General features: G+C 65.3%; 11 protein-coding genes. 7 read left to right on the forward strand and 4 right to left on the reverse strand.

Going from position 1 to position 17476, the window contains the following annotated elements; translation table 11 throughout:
- Window positions 1–253: 253 nt before the first annotated feature.
- Window positions 254–4063, reverse strand: coding sequence for a DUF3971 domain-containing protein (locus tag B5V03_RS25095; protein ID WP_164988267.1), 3810 nt, complete (start codon window positions 4061–4063; stop codon window positions 254–256).
- A gap of 195 nt (window positions 4064–4258) precedes the next feature.
- On the opposite strand from B5V03_RS25095, the gene B5V03_RS25100 reads away from it, so the two are divergent.
- Both B5V03_RS25100 and B5V03_RS25105 read left to right on the forward strand, forming a co-directional pair.
- Window positions 4259–4939: a peroxiredoxin gene (locus B5V03_RS25100; RefSeq protein ID WP_129273063.1), complete on the forward strand. Its 681-nt coding sequence runs from the start codon at window positions 4259–4261 to the stop codon at window positions 4937–4939.
- Between the two features lie 111 nt (window positions 4940–5050).
- Complete coding sequence (locus B5V03_RS25105) at window positions 5051–6418, forward strand: M23 family metallopeptidase (protein ID WP_206736191.1); 1368 nt, start codon at window positions 5051–5053, stop codon at window positions 6416–6418.
- 37 nt (window positions 6419–6455) lie between these two features.
- Here B5V03_RS25105 and B5V03_RS25110 read toward each other — a convergent pair whose 3' ends face one another.
- Window positions 6456–7103, reverse strand: coding sequence for a TetR/AcrR family transcriptional regulator (locus B5V03_RS25110; RefSeq protein ID WP_245502339.1), 648 nt, complete (start codon window positions 7101–7103; stop codon window positions 6456–6458).
- Between the two features lie 203 nt (window positions 7104–7306).
- On the opposite strand from B5V03_RS25110, the gene B5V03_RS25115 reads away from it, so the two are divergent.
- From B5V03_RS25115 to B5V03_RS25125, 3 genes are read left to right on the forward strand one after another with little or no spacing between them, the layout of a single operon-like run.
- On the forward strand, window positions 7307–8869 hold the full coding sequence (locus tag B5V03_RS25115; protein WP_129273065.1) for an efflux transporter outer membrane subunit: 1563 nt from the start codon (window positions 7307–7309) through the stop codon (window positions 8867–8869).
- A gap of 17 nt (window positions 8870–8886) precedes the next feature.
- Window positions 8887–10011, forward strand: coding sequence for an efflux RND transporter periplasmic adaptor subunit (locus B5V03_RS25120; RefSeq protein WP_164988269.1), 1125 nt, complete (start codon window positions 8887–8889; stop codon window positions 10009–10011).
- Window positions 10012–10022: 11 nt separating this feature from the next.
- Window positions 10023–13136 carry an efflux RND transporter permease subunit gene (locus B5V03_RS25125; protein WP_164988270.1) on the forward strand — a complete coding sequence of 1038 codons (3114 nt, stop codon included), beginning with the start codon at window positions 10023–10025 and terminating at the stop codon, window positions 13134–13136.
- 54 nt (window positions 13137–13190) lie between these two features.
- Here B5V03_RS25125 and B5V03_RS25130 read toward each other — a convergent pair whose 3' ends face one another.
- Both B5V03_RS25130 and B5V03_RS25135 read right to left on the reverse strand, forming a co-directional pair.
- The gene (locus B5V03_RS25130; RefSeq protein WP_129273068.1) at window positions 13191–14375 is read right to left on the reverse strand and encodes a DUF5666 domain-containing protein; all 1185 of its coding nucleotides are present in this window, start codon (window positions 14373–14375) and stop codon (window positions 13191–13193) included.
- The gene (locus B5V03_RS25135; RefSeq protein WP_129273069.1) at window positions 14372–15247 is read right to left on the reverse strand and encodes a DUF6502 family protein; all 876 of its coding nucleotides are present in this window, start codon (window positions 15245–15247) and stop codon (window positions 14372–14374) included. The genes B5V03_RS25130 and B5V03_RS25135 overlap by 4 nt, the downstream gene beginning before the upstream one ends.
- Before the next feature lie 128 nt (window positions 15248–15375).
- Here B5V03_RS25135 and B5V03_RS41640 point away from each other — a divergent pair, with 128 nt between their 5' ends.
- Both B5V03_RS41640 and B5V03_RS25140 read left to right on the forward strand, forming a co-directional pair.
- The gene (locus B5V03_RS41640) at window positions 15376–15537 is read left to right on the forward strand and encodes a hypothetical protein (protein ID WP_164988271.1); all 162 of its coding nucleotides are present in this window, start codon (window positions 15376–15378) and stop codon (window positions 15535–15537) included.
- 8 nt (window positions 15538–15545) lie between these two features.
- Window positions 15546–17474, forward strand: a complete 1929-nt coding sequence (locus B5V03_RS25140) for a glycosyltransferase (RefSeq protein WP_129273579.1) — start codon at window positions 15546–15548, stop codon at window positions 17472–17474.
- Window positions 17475–17476: the final 2 nt, after the last annotated feature.

Consider the following 17476-nt stretch of genomic DNA (forward strand, 5'->3'; position numbering starts at 1 on the left):
GGCAGGCATCGTCGCGCTCGGCGGCATCTGGCCGACGGCGCGCTGGATGCGCGCGAAGCGGGACGAGCAGCACTGGGGCGGAGTGCGGAGCCGACTGGGCGGGGAGCGCGCGGGAGAGGGCTGACGCGCGTGAAGAGGTCTACGTGCGTCGGTGCCGGGGTGGTGCCGGCCGTCCGCGTTTCGGGATACGTGGCCCGAAGAGCGTGGATGGCCGGGACAGGCCCGGCCATGACGACGTCGGGAGCATCCGCTCCTATCGCCGCGCGAGACTGCAGCCGCTCGAAAGTTGGCGCGTCGATCCGGTCGAACCGTCGTTCGACTGCGAGGGGAATTCCTCGAACGGCGAGTTCTGCTTGCCGGTGTTGAACTCCATGATCTTCCGGGTCACGCCGGGAAAGATCGCCGAGATCGGATTGACGCGCATCACGGGTGCCGCCGGCGTGCCGACGACCTCGTAGGTCACGCCGATCAGTCCCTCTTTATCGCCAGCACCCAGGACCAACCCGAGGAGCGGTATCTGTCCGAACATGTTGTTCAACCCGTACATCGGCACGAAGGTGCCGCTCATACAGACCTGGTTGCCGGGATAGTCGATCGAACCCTCGATGGTGGCGCCGATCATCGGGCCTTTAACGACGCCGTCACGAACGGTGAGTGCGCCGTTCTGGCGGATGAACTCGGCTCGCAACGCGCTGAAGGAAACGCCGTTGCCGGTGCCATTGGGTGCGCCCGCGGCGACGCGTTCTAGCTGCGCCTCGCCCTTCACCGTGAAGTCGCGGACGTTGATGAGGCCCTCGCGCGTCGTGTTCGGCTCGGACGTCGGCGGCTCCATCGCCACCACCATCTGGCCGCCGACCGCCTTGGTGTAGGTGTCGGTGAAGCGCAGCAGCGCGCCGGCATCGTTGGTCTGGAGGTAGATCACCTCGCGGTTGCCCTGGGCACGACCGCCGCGCAGATCCGCCGCAACCGGCGTGTCCTTGCCGATCCTGCCGTTCAGCGTGAAGGCTTTGACTGCGCCGCTGCGGCGCGACATCTTGGCATCGACGCTGCGCATCGCCTCGCCGTTGAAACCCATGACGGCGCCGAGCTTCACGTCGATGTCGAAATCGACGTTCTTCATCTTGTTCTTGGCGTCATCCTTGGAATTGCCTGAGATCGCCGATTTCAGGAAGCCGCGACCGTCGAACACGTCGCCGCGCATCGTGCCCTTGACCACGCCGTCCTGACCGCGCTCGACCTTCAGCGACGCCTTGTCACCGTCGGACGGCGAATAGGTCGGGAAGTTCGCATTGATGAGGTCGCCGTTCGGATCGACTTCGAGCGAGCCCTTGATCGAGGCCCCGCCGCCTTCGATGACGATGTCCTCCAGCCGCGTCGATTGCGCCGTCGGCACCACCTTGAAGATGGCCTTGCCCGACTTGCCGGGCAGCTTGACCCAGCCGGGCAGGATGTTGTCGAGCTTGACCGAGGTCAGGTCGGCCTCGATGCCGAGCTTGGTCGTCGCGTCGGGACCGCCGGCAATCTTGCCGGACACCTTGATCGGCAGCGATCCGCTGAGGGCGGGGCTAAGATCGAAGCCGAGGCGAGCGCGACTGGCGTCGTCCAGCGTCGTCTGCAGCTTGACGTCCGCGTCGCCCTCGGCCGGCTTGCGGTAGTCGAGCGAGGCGGCCTGCCCGTTGATCTTGACGTCGCCCTTGACCTGATAGCCCTGGTTGTTGGCGGCGATCTTGAGGTTGTTGGCCTCCAGCTTCTGGTTCATCACCAGCTTGTCCGCGGCAAAACCGTTGAGATCGGCGGTCACCGCGTAAACGGTGTCGGCCTTGGTCAGCTCGCCTTTGACCGGCAGCGCGAGCTGGATGTTCGCCGAGAACGTGCCCTTGCTGGTGTTGGGGTCGATGACGGTCGACGACAGATCGCTCAGGCGATCGTTGGAGAGCATCTCGGCCGCCGCAGGCACCGGCCCTTCGGCGCGGAACCTGGTCCGTGACGGTGACGGCTTGGGCGCCATGTCAGGCACCTCGAAGACGAAGTCGGAAATCGTGACCTTGCGGCCCGCCGGCGTATCGGCGATGCCCTGCCCGATCGTCACGGTCGCGGTACGCCCGGTCACGCGCGCCTTCAGATCGGCGTCGTGCACGACGGGCATGCCATCCACCGGGCGGACTGCGACGCCACTGGCGACGATGTTCACCGACAGGCCGTCATCGGGAATCGGCGGGCCCTTGCGCGGAAGGTTCTTCGTCGGCGAATTGATACCGATCTCGATGCGCTGGAGCGTGCCGCGCTCGATCCGCTCGATCACCCATTCGCGCAGCTCCGGAACGACCAGCGTCGGCCACATCCGCTTCAGCACGGAGGCCGACATCGGCGTCCCCGCAAAGCCCAGCGTCAGCCGCGGCTCGCCGGAATAGTCGATGGCGCCGGTGCCGGCGACGCCGATTTCGCCATTGGAGATATCGGCCTGCGTCAGCAGAAGGCGCTTGTGGTCGGTGTCGAAGCGGAAGCCGATCGCAATCCGGTTGAAGACGAGCGGCGGCTCGTTGTCGATACCGCCAAGCAGGATCGATCCACCGCTGAAGCCGAGCTGCCAGTCGTTGATGCTGCCATTCGGCGGTTCGAGATGGGCCAGAAGCGTCAGGCGGTTGGCGCCCGAGAGAATCTTGAAGGGCGCGACCAGCACGCGCCGGTTGGCGTCCCACTCGACATTGATCTCGGCCGAGTCGATCGCCATCGGATAATCGGGCGTATCGGTGTCGATGATGTTGCCGGCGCCGATCGTGACCTTGCCGCGGAAGAAGGTCGGCACGCCGTCGCGGCCGAGCTCACCCTTGAGCTCGCCGGTCAGCGGCAGATCGGCGGTATAGGTGAGATCCTTCACCCGCAGCGCCAGCAGGATGTTGGCGGTCGAGACCTTGTCGGCGCGGATATCGACCGAGCGCACGCCGTTCTCGGCGGGGCCGATCGTGGCGCGCAGCGACCACGGGCGCGCGCCCTCTTCGCCGAGGCTGAGCGTGACGCCGCCCTGGCTCGGCCGGCGCAGACTGAGCGTGATGTTCTCGAACGACCATTTGCTGCCGCGCTGCTGATCGTCGACGATCAGATTGCCGTTCTTCAGACCGATCTCGTTGAGGTTCTGGCCGTCGAGGCCGGTCATGCTCAGACTGTCGAGCCAGTCGAGGCCCTGAAGAATGCCGCTCTGCGCGGCCGCCTGTGGCGCGGCCTGCGATGCGTCGGGCGTTGCGGGCGCCATCCCAAAGGGCGGTGGTGGGACCCCGTTGCGCGGGAATGTCGGCGGCAGGCCCGCTTCCTTCTTCGACGCGACGCCGGTTGCGAGCGGCTTGGCCGTGTCGCCGGCGGACACGGTGACGGTCCCGTCGGGGGAGATCCGGATCGCAAGCTCGGCATCGACGAGATTGAGGCTTTCGGCGCGGAGGTGGCCCATCAAGAGGCCCGCGCCCGACAGCTTCACCTCGGCCTTCGGAGCGGTAGCGACGATGGCGTGGTCGTGGTCGCGGACGACGATGTCGCGGATGCGGACGGCGATCCTGATACGGCCGGCCCGCTCGATCTGGGTGCCGCCGACCTCGACCGTATTGCCATGACCGATATTGTCCTCGATCGCAGCCGCCAGCCAGGGTGTCGCGATGTCGAGGTTGATGGGACCGGCGCCAAGCCGCCACCACAGCGTGCCGAAACAGCCGACGAAGATGACGACGAGAGCCCCGACCACGATGGCCAGCCGCTTCAGCCAGCGGCCTCCGCCGAGCCAGCGGCGCATCGACCCAAACCCGTCACCAAAGCGATGGAAGCCCGAATTGGAACGCGACAACAGCCGGCGCGCCCGATGGCCCGCCGCCGCTTCCTGATCCGGATCCCAGTCGGCGTCGTCCCATTCCTGCGGCTGTGGTTGGCCGCCGCGCCGATCAAGCTCCCGATTGTAATCCTGGGGCGACGTATTCCTTGCCATTGCCTCTCGATACAGGCGCCCGTCGTAGGATTGAGCGCCGCCGGGACCGCAGCCGCCTGCGGGAAGCGAAGCTCCCTGCACCGGCACTGCCGCCATACCTCGAATATTCCTGCTGTTCGTCATTTCGCCCCGGGAGCGCGTTCAACGAGCAGTGGGGTGGTGCGTGGAATTCCTTGTAACCATACTCCGGCGTCGTCAGAGTTGCCCAGCCGAGGGCACGATTCCGGCACACCGGACGAGAGCTGCAATACCGCTTTGGTTGACCCGCCGAAAGCGACGAAAGGAAGGCGTATGTCCAAGACATCCCGAAAGAAATCGTCCAAAACGCCCTCCGCCAGTCCGACGGTAAAAAAGAAGGCCCTGAAAACGCGGGCATCTGTTCAAACAAAGTCCGCAAGAACCCAGCGGACAACGGCCAGCAAATCAAGCGCGACCATATCAAAGACAGCATCGCATGGGGCCGCATCGAAACAGTTAAATTCCTCCAAATCGGCCGCTGCGGCGAAGGCCACCCTGACCGAAGGCCAGAAGGCCCCAGCCTTCCGGCTGCCCCGCGACGGCGGCAGCGTGGCCACGCTGTCGGAATACGCCGGCCAGAAGCTCGTCTTGTTCTTCTATCCCCGCGCCGACACGCCCGGCTGCACCCGGGAGGCCATCGACTTCACCCGGCTGGCCCAAGACTTCAAAGCAGCCGGCACGGCGGTGCTCGGCATCTCCGCCGATTCGTTAAAGGCCCAGGAGAAGTTCCGCGACAAGCACAGCCTCGGCGTCCCCCTGATCTCCGACGAGGCACACGAGATGCTGGAGGCGTATGGCGCCTGGGGCGAAAAATCTATGTATGGCAAGAGCTTCCTCGGGATTCTTCGCACGACGGTGCTGGTCGGGAGCGACGGCAAAGTGGCCAGGATCTGGCGTAACGTCCGGGTCGACGGCCATGCCGACCAGGTGCTGGAAGCGGCAAGAAGTCTTTAACCAGTCCGTTAAGTTCAAGCAGTTCCGTTTCCGGAAAATTAACCATGACCGGCCCAGATTGCTGCGGCAATTAGGCCGCAAGGAACCCATCCGACCGGCGCGGGAGTGCCGATGTCGAAAAGTTCTGCCCAATTCTCGCAGTACCCCCAGCATCATCCCCACGACCACGGACGGGCCTTCCAGCGCCGTCACGCCGCCACAGCGACCACCACTGCGATTCCCCTTCCCGACGCTGACGACGCCTACACCATCGCGCATCACGGCAAGCAGGTTCGCCTGGGACCCGTGGTATTCTGGATCGTGGTCGGCACCGTCGTCCTGCTCGGCCTCTGGTCGGCTGCGACCGCCACCTATTTCGCATTCCGCGACGACGTCCTGACTCGGCTGATCGCCCGCCAGGCCGAGATGCAATACGCCTATGAGGACCGCATCACCGAGCTGCGCGCCAAGGTCGACCGCACCACCAGCCGGCAGCTGCTCGACCAGGAGCAGTTCGACCAGAAGCTCGACCAGATCATGAAGCGTCAGACGGCGCTGGAGTCCCGGGCCACGGCGCTCGGAGCCATGCCCGACGTGACCGGATCGATCCCTCGCGCGACGCCGCAGCGTGGCGATGCGAGTCAGGGTGCGACACAGGGCACGCCAAAGCCCTCGCCGATCAGCGACACCGTGATCTTCGTGGCGCCGCCGGATCGCGAAGCGCGGCTTGAGTCGCGCGCGCCGGCCGTGATGGCGCCGCCGACCAATCAATTCGCCAAGAACCAGGGCTTTGACAATGTCCTGGTCCGGCTCACGAGCTCACTCGACCAGGTCGAGCGTCGCCAGATGGCGTCGCTCAGCGCCGTCGAGGAAGGCATGGATTCGCGCATGCGCCGGATGCGCGGCGTCGTCAGCGATCTCGGTTTGAACCTCGCCAATCTGGAAGCCGCTGTGCCGCGGGCCGCGATGGGCGGCCCGTTCGTTCCCGTCAAGCTGACAGCCAATGCCGGACCATTTGAGAAGCAGCTCAATCGCATCAACATCGCCCGCGCCGAGCTGGATCGTCTCAATCGCACGCTGGCGCTGGTGCCCTACCGCAAGCCCGTCATCGGCGAGGTCGAGTTCACCTCCGGTTTCGGCGTGCGCAGCGATCCCTTCCTCGGACGGCCCGCGATGCACACCGGTCTCGACTTCCGCGCCGCCACCGGCGATCCCGCACGCGTCACCGCCAGCGGCAAGGTGGTGTCGGCCGGCTGGTCCGGTGGTTACGGCCGCATGGTCGAGGTCGACCACGGCAACGGGCTGTCGACGCGCTACGGCCATCTCTCCGAGATCAACGTCAAGGTCGGCGAGATCGTCAAGCTCGGCCAGGTCGTCGGCCTCGTCGGATCCACGGGCCGCTCGACCGGTCCGCATCTTCATTACGAAACCCGCATCGACGGCGAAGCAGTCGACCCGCAGAAATTTTTGCGCGCGGGCGTGCGGCTCAGCGCGGGCTAGAGCCGGCCTCTGCCTTCATGAAACATGCGTGCGGGCTTCAGCCGCGAGGCTGACACGCTTTCAGAAAGAAATTGAGTCCCGCCTCGATCTCCTGTTCGATCATTCCCTCCGTGAGCTCGTTGAGACCCAACACGATCAGCAGCGGTAGCTCGCCGCGGACCAGGCTCAGGAATTGTTTGGCGGCGCCAATCGAGTCGTCAAATTCCAGCAGCTTCGCCGCCCTCGCCTCTTCAAGGAATTGAGAGAGCCGCCGGATCGTCGCCTCGGGACCGCTTTCATAGAACAGCCGCGCGAGCGCAGGAAACCGTCCGCTTTCGTTGGCGATGATGCGCACGAAGGCGACGTCTTTCCGATCGATGAAGGTGCGGATGTATTGCCTGGCGAACTCCCTCAACGCCTCGGATAGTCCGGCCGACAGTTTGGGCATCGGCAGGTCGTGTTGCAGGCTCTCGCATTCCGCCACGATCAACGAGGCAAACAAGGCTTCCTTGCTCGGGAAATACGCGTAGAGCGTGGCTTTCGACACACCGGCGGCTTTCGCGACGGCGTCCATGCTGGTTGCGGAAAAGCCGTGGTCGAGAAACAGCTGCCACGCCGCGCGAATGACAATGTCCATCTTGCGGCCTGCCGGCGCGCTTGGCTGCTCAAGAGCGGGATGGGCGATCGTGTCGATCAATGATGGCACTCCGTCGGCTCGCGAATCGGTGTCGCTGGTGTCGGCGCACAATGACGGCGCATCAACGTCTTGAAAGAACAAAGAACCGGGTCCTGTTGCCGGCGATACACAAATGTGCATCATTCAGCAACAAAACTAAACAGTTCAGTACCGTTGACAACCCTACTCGACTCCGTCAAGTACTAAACGGTCTAGTTTAGTATAGGCGGCGGATGTCGGTTAGAACGTTGCTCCACAGAGGTGCTTTAGTACCTATCGTTCAGGCTGCCCTTTCCCTTTGCGGCTGCGCGGTCGGCCCTGATTTTGAGTCGCCGGCCGCTCCGGCGGTGAGCGGTTACACGACGGGCCGACTGCCCGTGACGCAAGGCGCAGACGGGCCCGGCGGCATGGCGCAACGGTTCGCTTACGGTGCCGACGTGCCCGCGGTCTGGTGGCAGGTGTTCCGCTCGCGGCAGATCGAAGTCTTCGTCCGGGAGGCGATCGACAACCATCCGGATCTCGCCGCCGCCCAGGCGGCGCTGCGCCAGGCCCGCGAAGTTGCGGCGGCAGACACCAGCGCGTTGCTGCCGTCGATCACCGGGGAAAGCAGCGTGACACGCAACGAAGTGCCGCTGGCACAATCCGGACAAACCGGACCATCGTCGCTGTACACCCTCTACAAGACCTCGGTCCCGGTTTCATTCACGCCGGACATTTTCGGTGGCAAGGCGCGCGGCATCGAGGCCGATCTCGCCAGTGCGGACTATCAGCGCTTCCAGCTCGAGGCGACGTACCTGACGCTGACGGCAAACGTCGTGACGACCGCAATCAGCGATGCGTCCTACGCGGCGCAAATTCGCGTAACCCAGGAGCAGATCGAAGGTCAGCGTCAGCTGGTCGCGTTGCTGGAACAGCAGTTTGCCCTCGGCGCCGTCGCCAACAGCGATGTCCTGACTCAGAAGGCCCAACTGGCGCAGACGATTGCGACGCTGCCGCCGCTGCAAAAGTCGCGCGCGCAAAATCGCAACCAGCTGATGGCTTATCTCGGCAGGCTGCCCAGCCAGGACAGAGGCGAGGCGGTGCCGCTGGCAAATCTGCGCCTGCCGCGCGATCTGCCGGTCAGCGTGCCGTCGTTGCTGGTGCGGCAGCGCCCGGACATTCGTGCCGCCGAAAGCCAGGTGCATCAGGCCAGCGCCAACGTGGGTGTCGCCACGGCCAACATGCTGCCAAGCGTGACGCTGTCGGCCTCGGGTGGCAGCTCCGCGTCGGCGCTGGCGGGCCTCTATGGTCCGCAATCGGCGGCCTGGAGCGTGGCGGCGAGTGTCACCGGCCCGATCTTCGATGCCGGGTCCCTGTTCCACACCAAGGAGTCCAAGGTCGCAGCTTTGGAGCAGAGCGGCGCAAAATATCGCTCGACCGTGATCACCGCGTTCCAGAATGTCGCCGACGCGCTCCGCGCGATTCAATCGGACGCTGATCTGCTGAAGGCCCAGCTCGAGGCGGAAAAGGCCTCCGCCGAAAGCCTGAAGATGTCCCAGGCCCAATTCAAGGCCGGTTCCACCACCTTCATCTCCGTCATCAACGCCGAACAGACGCTGCTGACGGCGCGGATCAACCGCGTGAAGGCGCAGGCCTCGCGCTATGCCGACACCGTGGCGCTGTACCAGTCGCTCGGCGGCGGCTGGTGGAATCGTGTCGATGAAACTCCGGCAGCCACGGCAAAGCCCGCAGGCATTGCCGCGATATTCACTCCCGCGGGCGCCCTGCCGGCACAGCCGACCCCGCCAGCCAACTGATCCGAGAGTCCGAAGCCATGTTGAAGCGCATGATGATCATGCTGTGTGTCGTGGGTGCGGTGTTCGCCGCGCTGGCGTGGTTCGTCAATTTCCGCGCCGGCATGATCAGGCAGGCCATGGCCGCCCTCGCCGATCCGCCGCAGACAGTGTCGACCACCACCGCGGTGCTCAGCGACTGGCAGTCGGCGCTGACCGCCATCGGCACGTTTCGCGCGGTAAACGGCGCCGATCTCTCGCTGCAGCAGTCCGGCATCGTGGATAGCCTGCACTTCGAGTCGGGCAAGGACGTCGCCGCGGGTGACGTGCTGCTTGACCTGCGCAAGGAGGACGATATCGCCAAGCTGCAATCACTGCAGGCCACCGCTGACGGCTCCGCCATCACGTTGCGGCGCGATCAGGGCCAGTTGAAGATCAATGCGGTCAGCCAGGCGACGGTCGACAGTGATCTCGTCAATGAGCGCAACGCGTTGGCGCTGGTCGCCCAGCAGCAGGCGCTGCTGGAGCAGAAGACCCTGAAGGCACCGTTTGCAGGGCGTCTCGGCGTGCGTCAGGTCGACGTCGGCCAATATCTCACCGCGGGCACCGCCATCGTCACGCTGCAGGCGCTCGACCGCCTCTTTGTCGACTTCACCCTGCCGCAGCAGGCGGTCGACCAGGTCAAGGTCGGGCAGGAGGTTGCTGCCCGCATCGACGCGTTTCCGGGGCACACCTTCAAGGGCGTCGTGCAGGCGTTCAATTCCAAGGTCGATCAAACCAGCCGCAACGTTCAGGTCCGCGCGATCTTCGACAATCCGGATCGCAAGCTCCTGCCCGGCATGTTCGCGCGGATCGACCTCAACATCGGCCACGCCACGAGCTACGTCACGCTGCCGCAGACCGCCATCGTCTACAACACCTACGGAGATTCCGTGTTCCTGGCGGTCAAGAGCGAGGCCGCGGACAAGCAGGGGCTGGTCGCCCGACAGACCTTCATCAAGACCGGCGCCACCCGCGGCGATCAGGTGGCGGTGATCTCGGGTCTCGACCAGGGCGCGACCGTCGTCACTGCCGGCCAGATCAAGCTGCGCAACGGCACCCTGCTGAAGGTCGACAACTCCATTGCCTTGGCGAACGATCCCAATCCGGCACCCGCCGACCAGTGAGGAGCGAGAACGTGTCCTTTACCGACCTCTTCATTCGTCGGCCGGTGCTTGCGATCGTCGTCAGCCTGATGATCCTGGTGCTGGGTCTCAAGTCGATGACTGCGCTGCCGATCCTGCAATATCCGCGGACCCAGAATGCGATCGTCACCGTGTCGACGACGTATTACGGCGCGGATCCGGCGATCGTCGCCGGCTTCATCACCACGCCGCTGGAAAATGCCATCGCGCAGGCCAACGGCATCGACTACATGACGTCGAACAGCCAATCGAGCACCTCGACCATCACCGTCAATCTGCGGCTGAACTTCGATTCCGGCAAAGCGCTGACCGAAATCAACACCAAGGTGAACTCGGTGCTCAATCAGCTTCCGAGCGGCGCGCAGCAGCCGGTGCTGACGATCAAGGTCGGTCAGACCATCGACGCCATGTATCTCGGCTTCAGCAGCGACGTGCTGGCGCCGAACCAGATCACCGATTACCTGATCCGGGTGGTGCAGCCGAAGCTCCAGGCCGTGTCGGGCGTGCAGACCGCGGAACTGCTCGGCAACAAGACCTTCGCGCTACGCGCCTGGCTCGATCCGATCAAGCTTGCGGCGTATGGGCTGACCGCGTCGGACGTGTCGACCGCGCTCTCCGCCAACGACTACATCGCCGGGCTCGGTACCACCAAGGGCCAGATGGTGCAGGTCAACCTCACGGCCGCGACCAACCTGAAGTCGCTGCAGGAGTTTCGCGACCTGGTCGTGAAGCAGGCCGGCGCCTCCAACGTCAAGCTGTCGGATGTGGCCAACGTCACCCTGGGCTCCGAAGATTACGACTCGTCGGTCGGCTTCAACGGCAAGCGCGCGGTCTATATCGGCATCCAGGTGGCGCCGAACGCCAACCTGCTCGACGTCATCAAGGGCATCCGCGCGGTCTATCCCGACATCAAGGCGCAGCAGCCGGACGGGCTGAATTCCGAGATCATCTACGACTCCACCGAATTCGTGAACAGCTCGATCGACGAGGTGATCCATACCCTGGTCGAAGCGCTTCTCATCGTCACGGTGGTCGTCTTCCTGTTCCTCGGCTCGTGGCGCTCGGTGCTGATTCCGGTGATCGCTATACCGCTCTCGCTGGTCGGCACCTTCACCCTGCTGCTGGCGCTCGGCTTCTCGATCAACCTCCTGACGCTGCTCGCGCTGGTGCTCGCGATCGGTCTTGTGGTCGACGACGCCATCATCGTGGTCGAGAACGTCAACCGGCATCTGGCCGAGGGCGCAAAGCCGTTGCAGGCCGCGATCGCCGCCGCGCGCGAGCTTGCGGGTCCGATCGTGGCCATGACCGTGGTGCTGATCGCAGTCTACGTGCCGATCGGATTCCAGGGCGGCCTGACCGGAGCGCTCTTCACCGAGTTCGCCTTTACCCTTGCCGGCGCCGTCGCGGTGTCGGCCGTCGTCGCGCTGACGCTGACGCCGATGTGCTGCGCCTACATCCTCAAGCCGCCGACCACCGGCAAGCCGACGCTCGACGATCGCATCGTCGCGTTCATCGATGCGCGGATGGAGACGTTGCAGCATCGATACCGGCGCCTGCTCGCCGGCAGCCTGACGACGATCCCGGTCACGGTCGTGTTCGCGGCCCTGGTCCTGAGCAGCATCTATTGGCTCTATACGAACTCCAAGAACGAGCTGGCGCCGGAGGAGGATCAGGGCGCGATCCTGATGCAGTCGACGCTGGCGCCGAACGCAACGCTGCAGCAGAAGCTGCTGTATTCGGCCGAGGTCCACCGGCGCATTTCCGCCTATGCCGAAACCGCGGGCGTGTTTCAGCTGGATCTCGTCGGCAGCTCGATTGCAGGCTGGGTCCTGAAGCCCTGGGACAAGCGCGACAAGACCGCGGCGCAACTGCAGCCGGTGCTACAACAGGAGATGGCCGGGGTTGCCGGTGCCAAGATCGTGGCGTTCCAATTGCCGCCGCTGCCCGGGGCGAGCGGACTTCCGATCCAGTTCGTGATCCAGACCACCGACCCGTTCGACCGGCTTGACGGCATCGCCAAGGCGTTCACCGCCGAGGCGCTGAAAAGCGGCAAGTTCATCTTCCTCGACAACGACCTGAAGGTGGACCAGCCGCAAACCACGGTGCTGATCGATCGTGAAAAGACCGCGCAGCTCGGGCTGAAGCTCAGCGATGTCGGCAGCGCGCTCGGCAACATGCTGGGCGGCGGGTATGTCAACTATTTCGGCCTTGACGGTCGCTCCTACAAGGTGATCCCCCAGGTTGAGCAGCGCGAGCGACTTAATGCCGATCAGGTGCTGAACTACTATATCAAGACCTCCGACGGCACGTCGGTTCCGCTGTCGACGGTGGCGTCGCTGAAAACGACCACGGTCCCGCAATCCCTGAACCATTTCCAGCAGGTCAATGCCGCCACCATCTCCGGCGTGGCCATGCCGGGAGTGATCACCGGCGAAGCGCTCGCAATGCTGAAGGAGATTGCGGACCGGACCCTGCCCAAAGGCTACAGCATCGACTATGGCGGACAATCGCGGCAGTTCATCCAGGAATCATCCGGCTTCGCCGCCACCTTCGGGTTTGCGCTGATCATCATCTTCCTGGCGCTGTCGGCACAGTTCGAAAGTTTCCGCGATCCGCTCATCATCCTGGTCTCGGTGCCGATGTCGATCGCAGGCGCCCTGATCTTCATCACGCTGGGCATCAAGGGCGCGAGCCTGAACATCTACACCGAGGTCGGCCTCGTGACGCTGATGGGATTGATCAGCAAGCACGGCATTCTCATCGTCGAGTTCGCCAACGAGCTGCAGCATGCCGGCCGCTCCAAGCGCGATGCAGTCATCGAGGCCACCGCGATCCGGCTGCGCCCGATTCTGATGACGACTGCGGCGATGGTGATCGGCGTAATGCCGCTGATCACCGCGTCCGGCGCCGGCGCCGCCTCGCGCTTCAACATGGGGCTGGTGATCGCCTCCGGACTTTCGATCGGAACGCTGTTCACCCTGTTCGTGGTGCCGGCCTTCTATGTGCTGCTGGCCGCCGACCATTCCGTAGCGGCGACGGATGAGGACACGGCGTTACGCGACGCCGCCGGCTCCAAAGCCAGCGGTGAGCCGCGAACAGCTCATTGAGCCAAGCAAATGAAGAAACCCGGATCAACCCGCCCGACGGCCGATCCGGTTTCCTCAGCGCCGGCCGCCGCCCATACCGCCGCCGGGTCCACCGAAGCCTCCACCTCCCGGTCCGCCAGGCCCCATCGGACCTCCACCGGGCGAGCCAAACCCGCCGGGACCCGACGGACCGCTTGGGCGGGCGCCCGGGGGCGCACCCGGGCTGGCCCCCGGCGCAGGGGCACCCGCGGGGCCGGGCTGGCTACCGCCTGGCGTGGTGGCAGGACGACTCGGATGCATGATCGAGCCACCCGGCGAGCGATTGCCGGCACCGCCCGGCCCTTGCGGGGATGGTCCAGGGCCCTGGCCGATCGCCTGAGCCGAATCGACCTGAAGACCACGCGAGCGATCGAACACGCCGTTGACCACCATGCGGGCTTCGCCGGCTGCCGGGCCGAACCGCGAGCCGTCACGGGCCACGAGGCCCGAGCCAAGCTGGAGATTCGCACCCGCGCGCTGCACGTAAGCCTCGATCGACAGGCGGCTGGCGCCGACCAGATCCGAGAAATCGTCGATCCGCGTCCGCGCGGCCTGCATCGTGCCCTGGCTCGCACTGCCTTCGATCTGGACGCGCTGGCCGACCAGCAGCGGATCGACGCCGCTCAGCTTCAGCCCGCCGATGCGCAGGCCATCGGGCCCGCGCTCGACCAGACCGGTGACACGCTCGGTCGCCTCGCGCCGCGGCTCGACCAGGCTTGCGACGATCACGCCGTCGGCCCGGCGCAAGCCGTAGACGGCCACCTGCGTGCCCGCACGAAGCTTGGTCTCCTTGCCGCTCGCGACGATGTTCTGGCCGAGCACCGTCAACTCGTTGCCCTTGACCTGCTCGATCGGGCCGGAGACCTCGCTTGCGATCGTGATGTTGCGCGTGACGAGGGTGCCGTCGGCTTGACGGGTGGCGACCAAGCGGGCGAGCTGGCCGATCCGCAATGCCTTGGGGCTCGCGGCCTCGCCGTCGATCCTGACAGGCACGTCGCTGGCATAGGTCACGCGTTCGCCGTTGACGTAGATGCTGCCAAAACGCTGGATCACGCCGACGATGCCGGTGCCGCCGATGCCGTGATCATCTCCGCGCGTAATTCCGGTGCCGCCGATGCCCTGATCGGTGCCGCGCTTGACCTGCGCACGCGCAATCGCCGTGCCGGCGAGCCAGAACCCCGTCAGCAGCAGACGGCGGGAGATCAGCGGCGGCCGGCTCATGAATGACCGCCCTCATTGCCCGCTTCCTTCCCGGCGCTCTCCTCATCGGCATCTTCGCTGTAGATGTAGATGCCGAAATTCCAGCGGGCATCCCCGCCCTTGTCCTTGGCGAGCGCGCGGTTGGCCTCGCGGTTGGCCGTCTTCAGCGCGTCCATGGCGAGCTCGCGCGAGCGTGCCTCGAGCTTCTGTGCCAGCTTCGGCGAGATGTTGTTGTAGTGCACCGCGCGTTCGAGGAAGCGCGGCCCGCCCGAGACGTTCTGCGCGGCCGCGGCGATGTGGTCGTGCAGATTACGGCCGAGATAGTGCCATTTGCTGTCGTCCTCGCCGCTCGGAACGAAGGCGGCTTCGACCAGCTCGATCTCGTCGGCATCATTGATGGTCACGAGCTTGCGGTCGACCCATTCGTCGAGCACGGCGCGGGGCCGGACGTCCTTGGTGACGGACGCGACGAGTTGCTCGAAGGACGGCGCATCGCCTTCGGCGGTGCGCGGCAGCGCCAGCGGCTCGCCCTTCGAATCAGTGAACTCGGGCGCGGCGAGCCAGCGCGCGATCACCGCGCTGGTCAGCGACACCGCCGCCGGCGCCTCGTGCACGGGCGCGCCCGCGCCGCGCAGCCGCGCCACCTCCTTGCGGTGGATGCCGGTGAGCAGGCTGACGCGGCTGTCGGTCTGCTCCTTTTCCTCCAACGCGAAATCATGCTCGGCGACGTTGACGAAAAGCTCGCGAAGCAATTGGGCCAGGGCCGGAAAGGTCATTCCGCTGCGGATGCAGAGCCGCACGAGCGGGCGCAGCAGCCGCGCCAGCGGCGCGTGCAGCTTCTCGGCAGCGTTCGGCTGTGGCGCCGCTGCTTTGGGCCCGGACTTGGCATTCATGTCTGAATTGTACCAACGCCTCACGTGGGACACAATCCCACATTTTCGCCCATCCCCAATTGACGTGGTAAATTTTCCCACATATACGAGACGGCACTGAGGGCGCGACGTAAAGGGACACACCACCCATGGCCGACCGCTTGGTCCGCAATTCCAGCTCGCTGCATGCTTTGTCGGCTCCCGACCCGGGGCGCGGCACGATCGAGCCGATGCTGCCGGCGCTGCTGCGCGGAATCATCTTCATCTCGGTGCTCGCAGCACCGTTCGTCGCCGCGCTTCTCGCAGGCTGACCAACATGATGCATCACATCAACGAAACCCCGCGCCGCCCGTCGGTGCTGCACATCTTCAAGATCTATTATCCCGACCTGTTCGGCGGCACGCTCACGGTGATCCGCGACATCTGCACGAGCCTGAAAGACGCTTTCGCCTCGGCCGTGCTGGTCTGTTCGCAATCGCCGGAGCGGCGTGAGATCGTCGTCAACGACGTGCCGGTCGAGCGCGTGCGCTCGTTCGGCAATGTGCTGTCGCTGCCCGCCGCCCCCGCCTATCCCTGGCGTCTGTGGCGCAGGATCGCCGAGCACGATCTGCTCGCCCTCCACGCCCCCTTCCCGCTCGCCGATCTCATCTTCGCTTTTGGCTTCGGCGCCAGGCGGCCGCTGGTGGTGCACTGGCACGCCGACATCGTCACCCATGCCGGCCTGCGCTGGTTCATCGAACCGCTGATGCGGCGGACGCTGCGCCGCGCCAAGGCGATCATCGTCTCGGACCACGTGCTGGTCGACAACACGCCGCTCTTGCGCGAATTCGAGGACAAATGCCACGTCGTGCCGTTCGGCATCGACACCAGCGGCTATGACTGCTCGAAGATCGAGCCGCACCACGTCAACGATCGCGGCCGGCTCGTGCTCGCCTGCGGCCGGCTCGTACCCTACAAGGGTTTTGACGTCCTGATCCGCGCGGCGGCGGCGCACAATTTCGAAACCTGGATCATCGGCGAGGGCGCCGAGCGACCGCGGCTCGAGCAATTGATCCAAGAGCTCGGCCTGGGTGAGCGCGTTCGCCTGCTCGGCTCGGTCAGTGACAGCGAGCGCATCAAGCTGATGTGCCTGTCCGACGTCTTCGTGATGCCGTCGGTGACCAATGCCGAGACCTTCGGGCTGGTCCAGCTCGAAGCCATGGCCGCCGGCCGCCCCGTGGTGAACACGGCGCTCGACACGGCAGTGCCGCACGTCGCCCGCCATGGCATGGAGGCGATCACCGTGCCGCCCGGCGACGCCGAGAAGCTGGGTGAGGCCATCGACACCCTGATCCGCGATCCCGAGCGCCGCCGCCGCATGGGACTTTCGGCACGCACGCGCGCCTTCACCCGCTATTCGGCCACGGCCTTCAAGCAGGGGATGGAGACTGTCTACCGCAACGCTGTCACTGCATCCTGCGAGGAGCGATCGGCGACCTGCGAGCCGGTGCCGACGACCGGCTGGCTGGACACGGTGCGGATCGCAGCGGCGCTGGCCTGGTCCGACATGCGGCATCGCTACGTCCGCTCGCTGCTCGGCCCGTTCTGGATGTCGCTCCAGATGGCGATCGTGGTCGCAGTGCTGGGCTCGGTGATCGGCCAGATCTCGAACACCAGCATGCTGTCGCGTCTGCCGATGCTCGCGCTGTCGATGACGGCCTGGACCTTCCTCAACAGCGTGGTGCTCGATGCGACCACGGCGTTACAGAACTCGGCGAGCCTGATCCGCGACCGGGCACTGCCGCCGGTCATCTTCCTGCTGCAATGCACGTTCCGCCAGGCGCTGTTCGCGCTGCATAATGCCTGCGTGCCGCTGCTACTGTGGCTGGTCATCTCCCCACACGACCTCTCTCATGCGTTGGCGGCACTGCCCGGCCTGCTTCTCTTCATCGCCTGCACTTTCGCCCTGAGCCTCGTCCTCGGCGCCATGGCGACGCGCTATCGCGACCTCAAGCCGATCATCGAATCCACGCTGATGCTGGCCTTTCTTGCCTCGCCGGTGATCTGGTCGTCCGACATCATCAACCACCGCTCGACGGTGATGCGGCTCAATCCGCTGACGCATCTGTTCGCCGTGTGGCGCGAGCCGCTGGCAGGCGTCCCGATCGATCCCGTCAGCATCGTCTACGTGCTGATTACGCTGACGCTGCTGATCTTTGCGAGCCTCCTGACGCTGGTCCATCTGCGCAAAGCCGCATTCTGGATCTGACG

This window comes from Bradyrhizobium betae (assembly GCF_004123905.1).
Lineage (GTDB): Bacteria > Pseudomonadota > Alphaproteobacteria > Rhizobiales > Xanthobacteraceae > Bradyrhizobium > Bradyrhizobium betae_A.

What these genes read in the sequence shown, in the direction of transcription:
- B5V03_RS25130 (WP_129273068.1), bottom strand. Translation starts at nt 14,375, where the DNA reads ATGAGCCGGCCGCCGCTGATCTCCCGCCGTCTGCTGCTGACGGGGTTC.
- B5V03_RS25105 (WP_206736191.1), top strand. Translation starts at nt 5,051, where the DNA reads ATGTCGAAAAGTTCTGCCCAATTCTCGCAGTACCCCCAGCATCATCCC.
- B5V03_RS25115 (WP_129273065.1), top strand. Translation starts at nt 7,307, where the DNA reads ATGTCGGTTAGAACGTTGCTCCACAGAGGTGCTTTAGTACCTATCGTT.
- B5V03_RS25140 (WP_129273579.1), top strand. Translation starts at nt 15,546, where the DNA reads ATGCATCACATCAACGAAACCCCGCGCCGCCCGTCGGTGCTGCACATC.
- B5V03_RS25100 (WP_129273063.1), top strand. Translation starts at nt 4,259, where the DNA reads ATGTCCAAGACATCCCGAAAGAAATCGTCCAAAACGCCCTCCGCCAGT.
- B5V03_RS41640 (WP_164988271.1), top strand. Translation starts at nt 15,376, where the DNA reads ATGGCCGACCGCTTGGTCCGCAATTCCAGCTCGCTGCATGCTTTGTCG.
- B5V03_RS25095 (WP_164988267.1), bottom strand. Translation starts at nt 4,063, where the DNA reads ATGGCGGCAGTGCCGGTGCAGGGAGCTTCGCTTCCCGCAGGCGGCTGC.
- B5V03_RS25120 (WP_164988269.1), top strand. Translation starts at nt 8,887, where the DNA reads ATGTTGAAGCGCATGATGATCATGCTGTGTGTCGTGGGTGCGGTGTTC.
- B5V03_RS25135 (WP_129273069.1), bottom strand. Translation starts at nt 15,247, where the DNA reads ATGAATGCCAAGTCCGGGCCCAAAGCAGCGGCGCCACAGCCGAACGCT.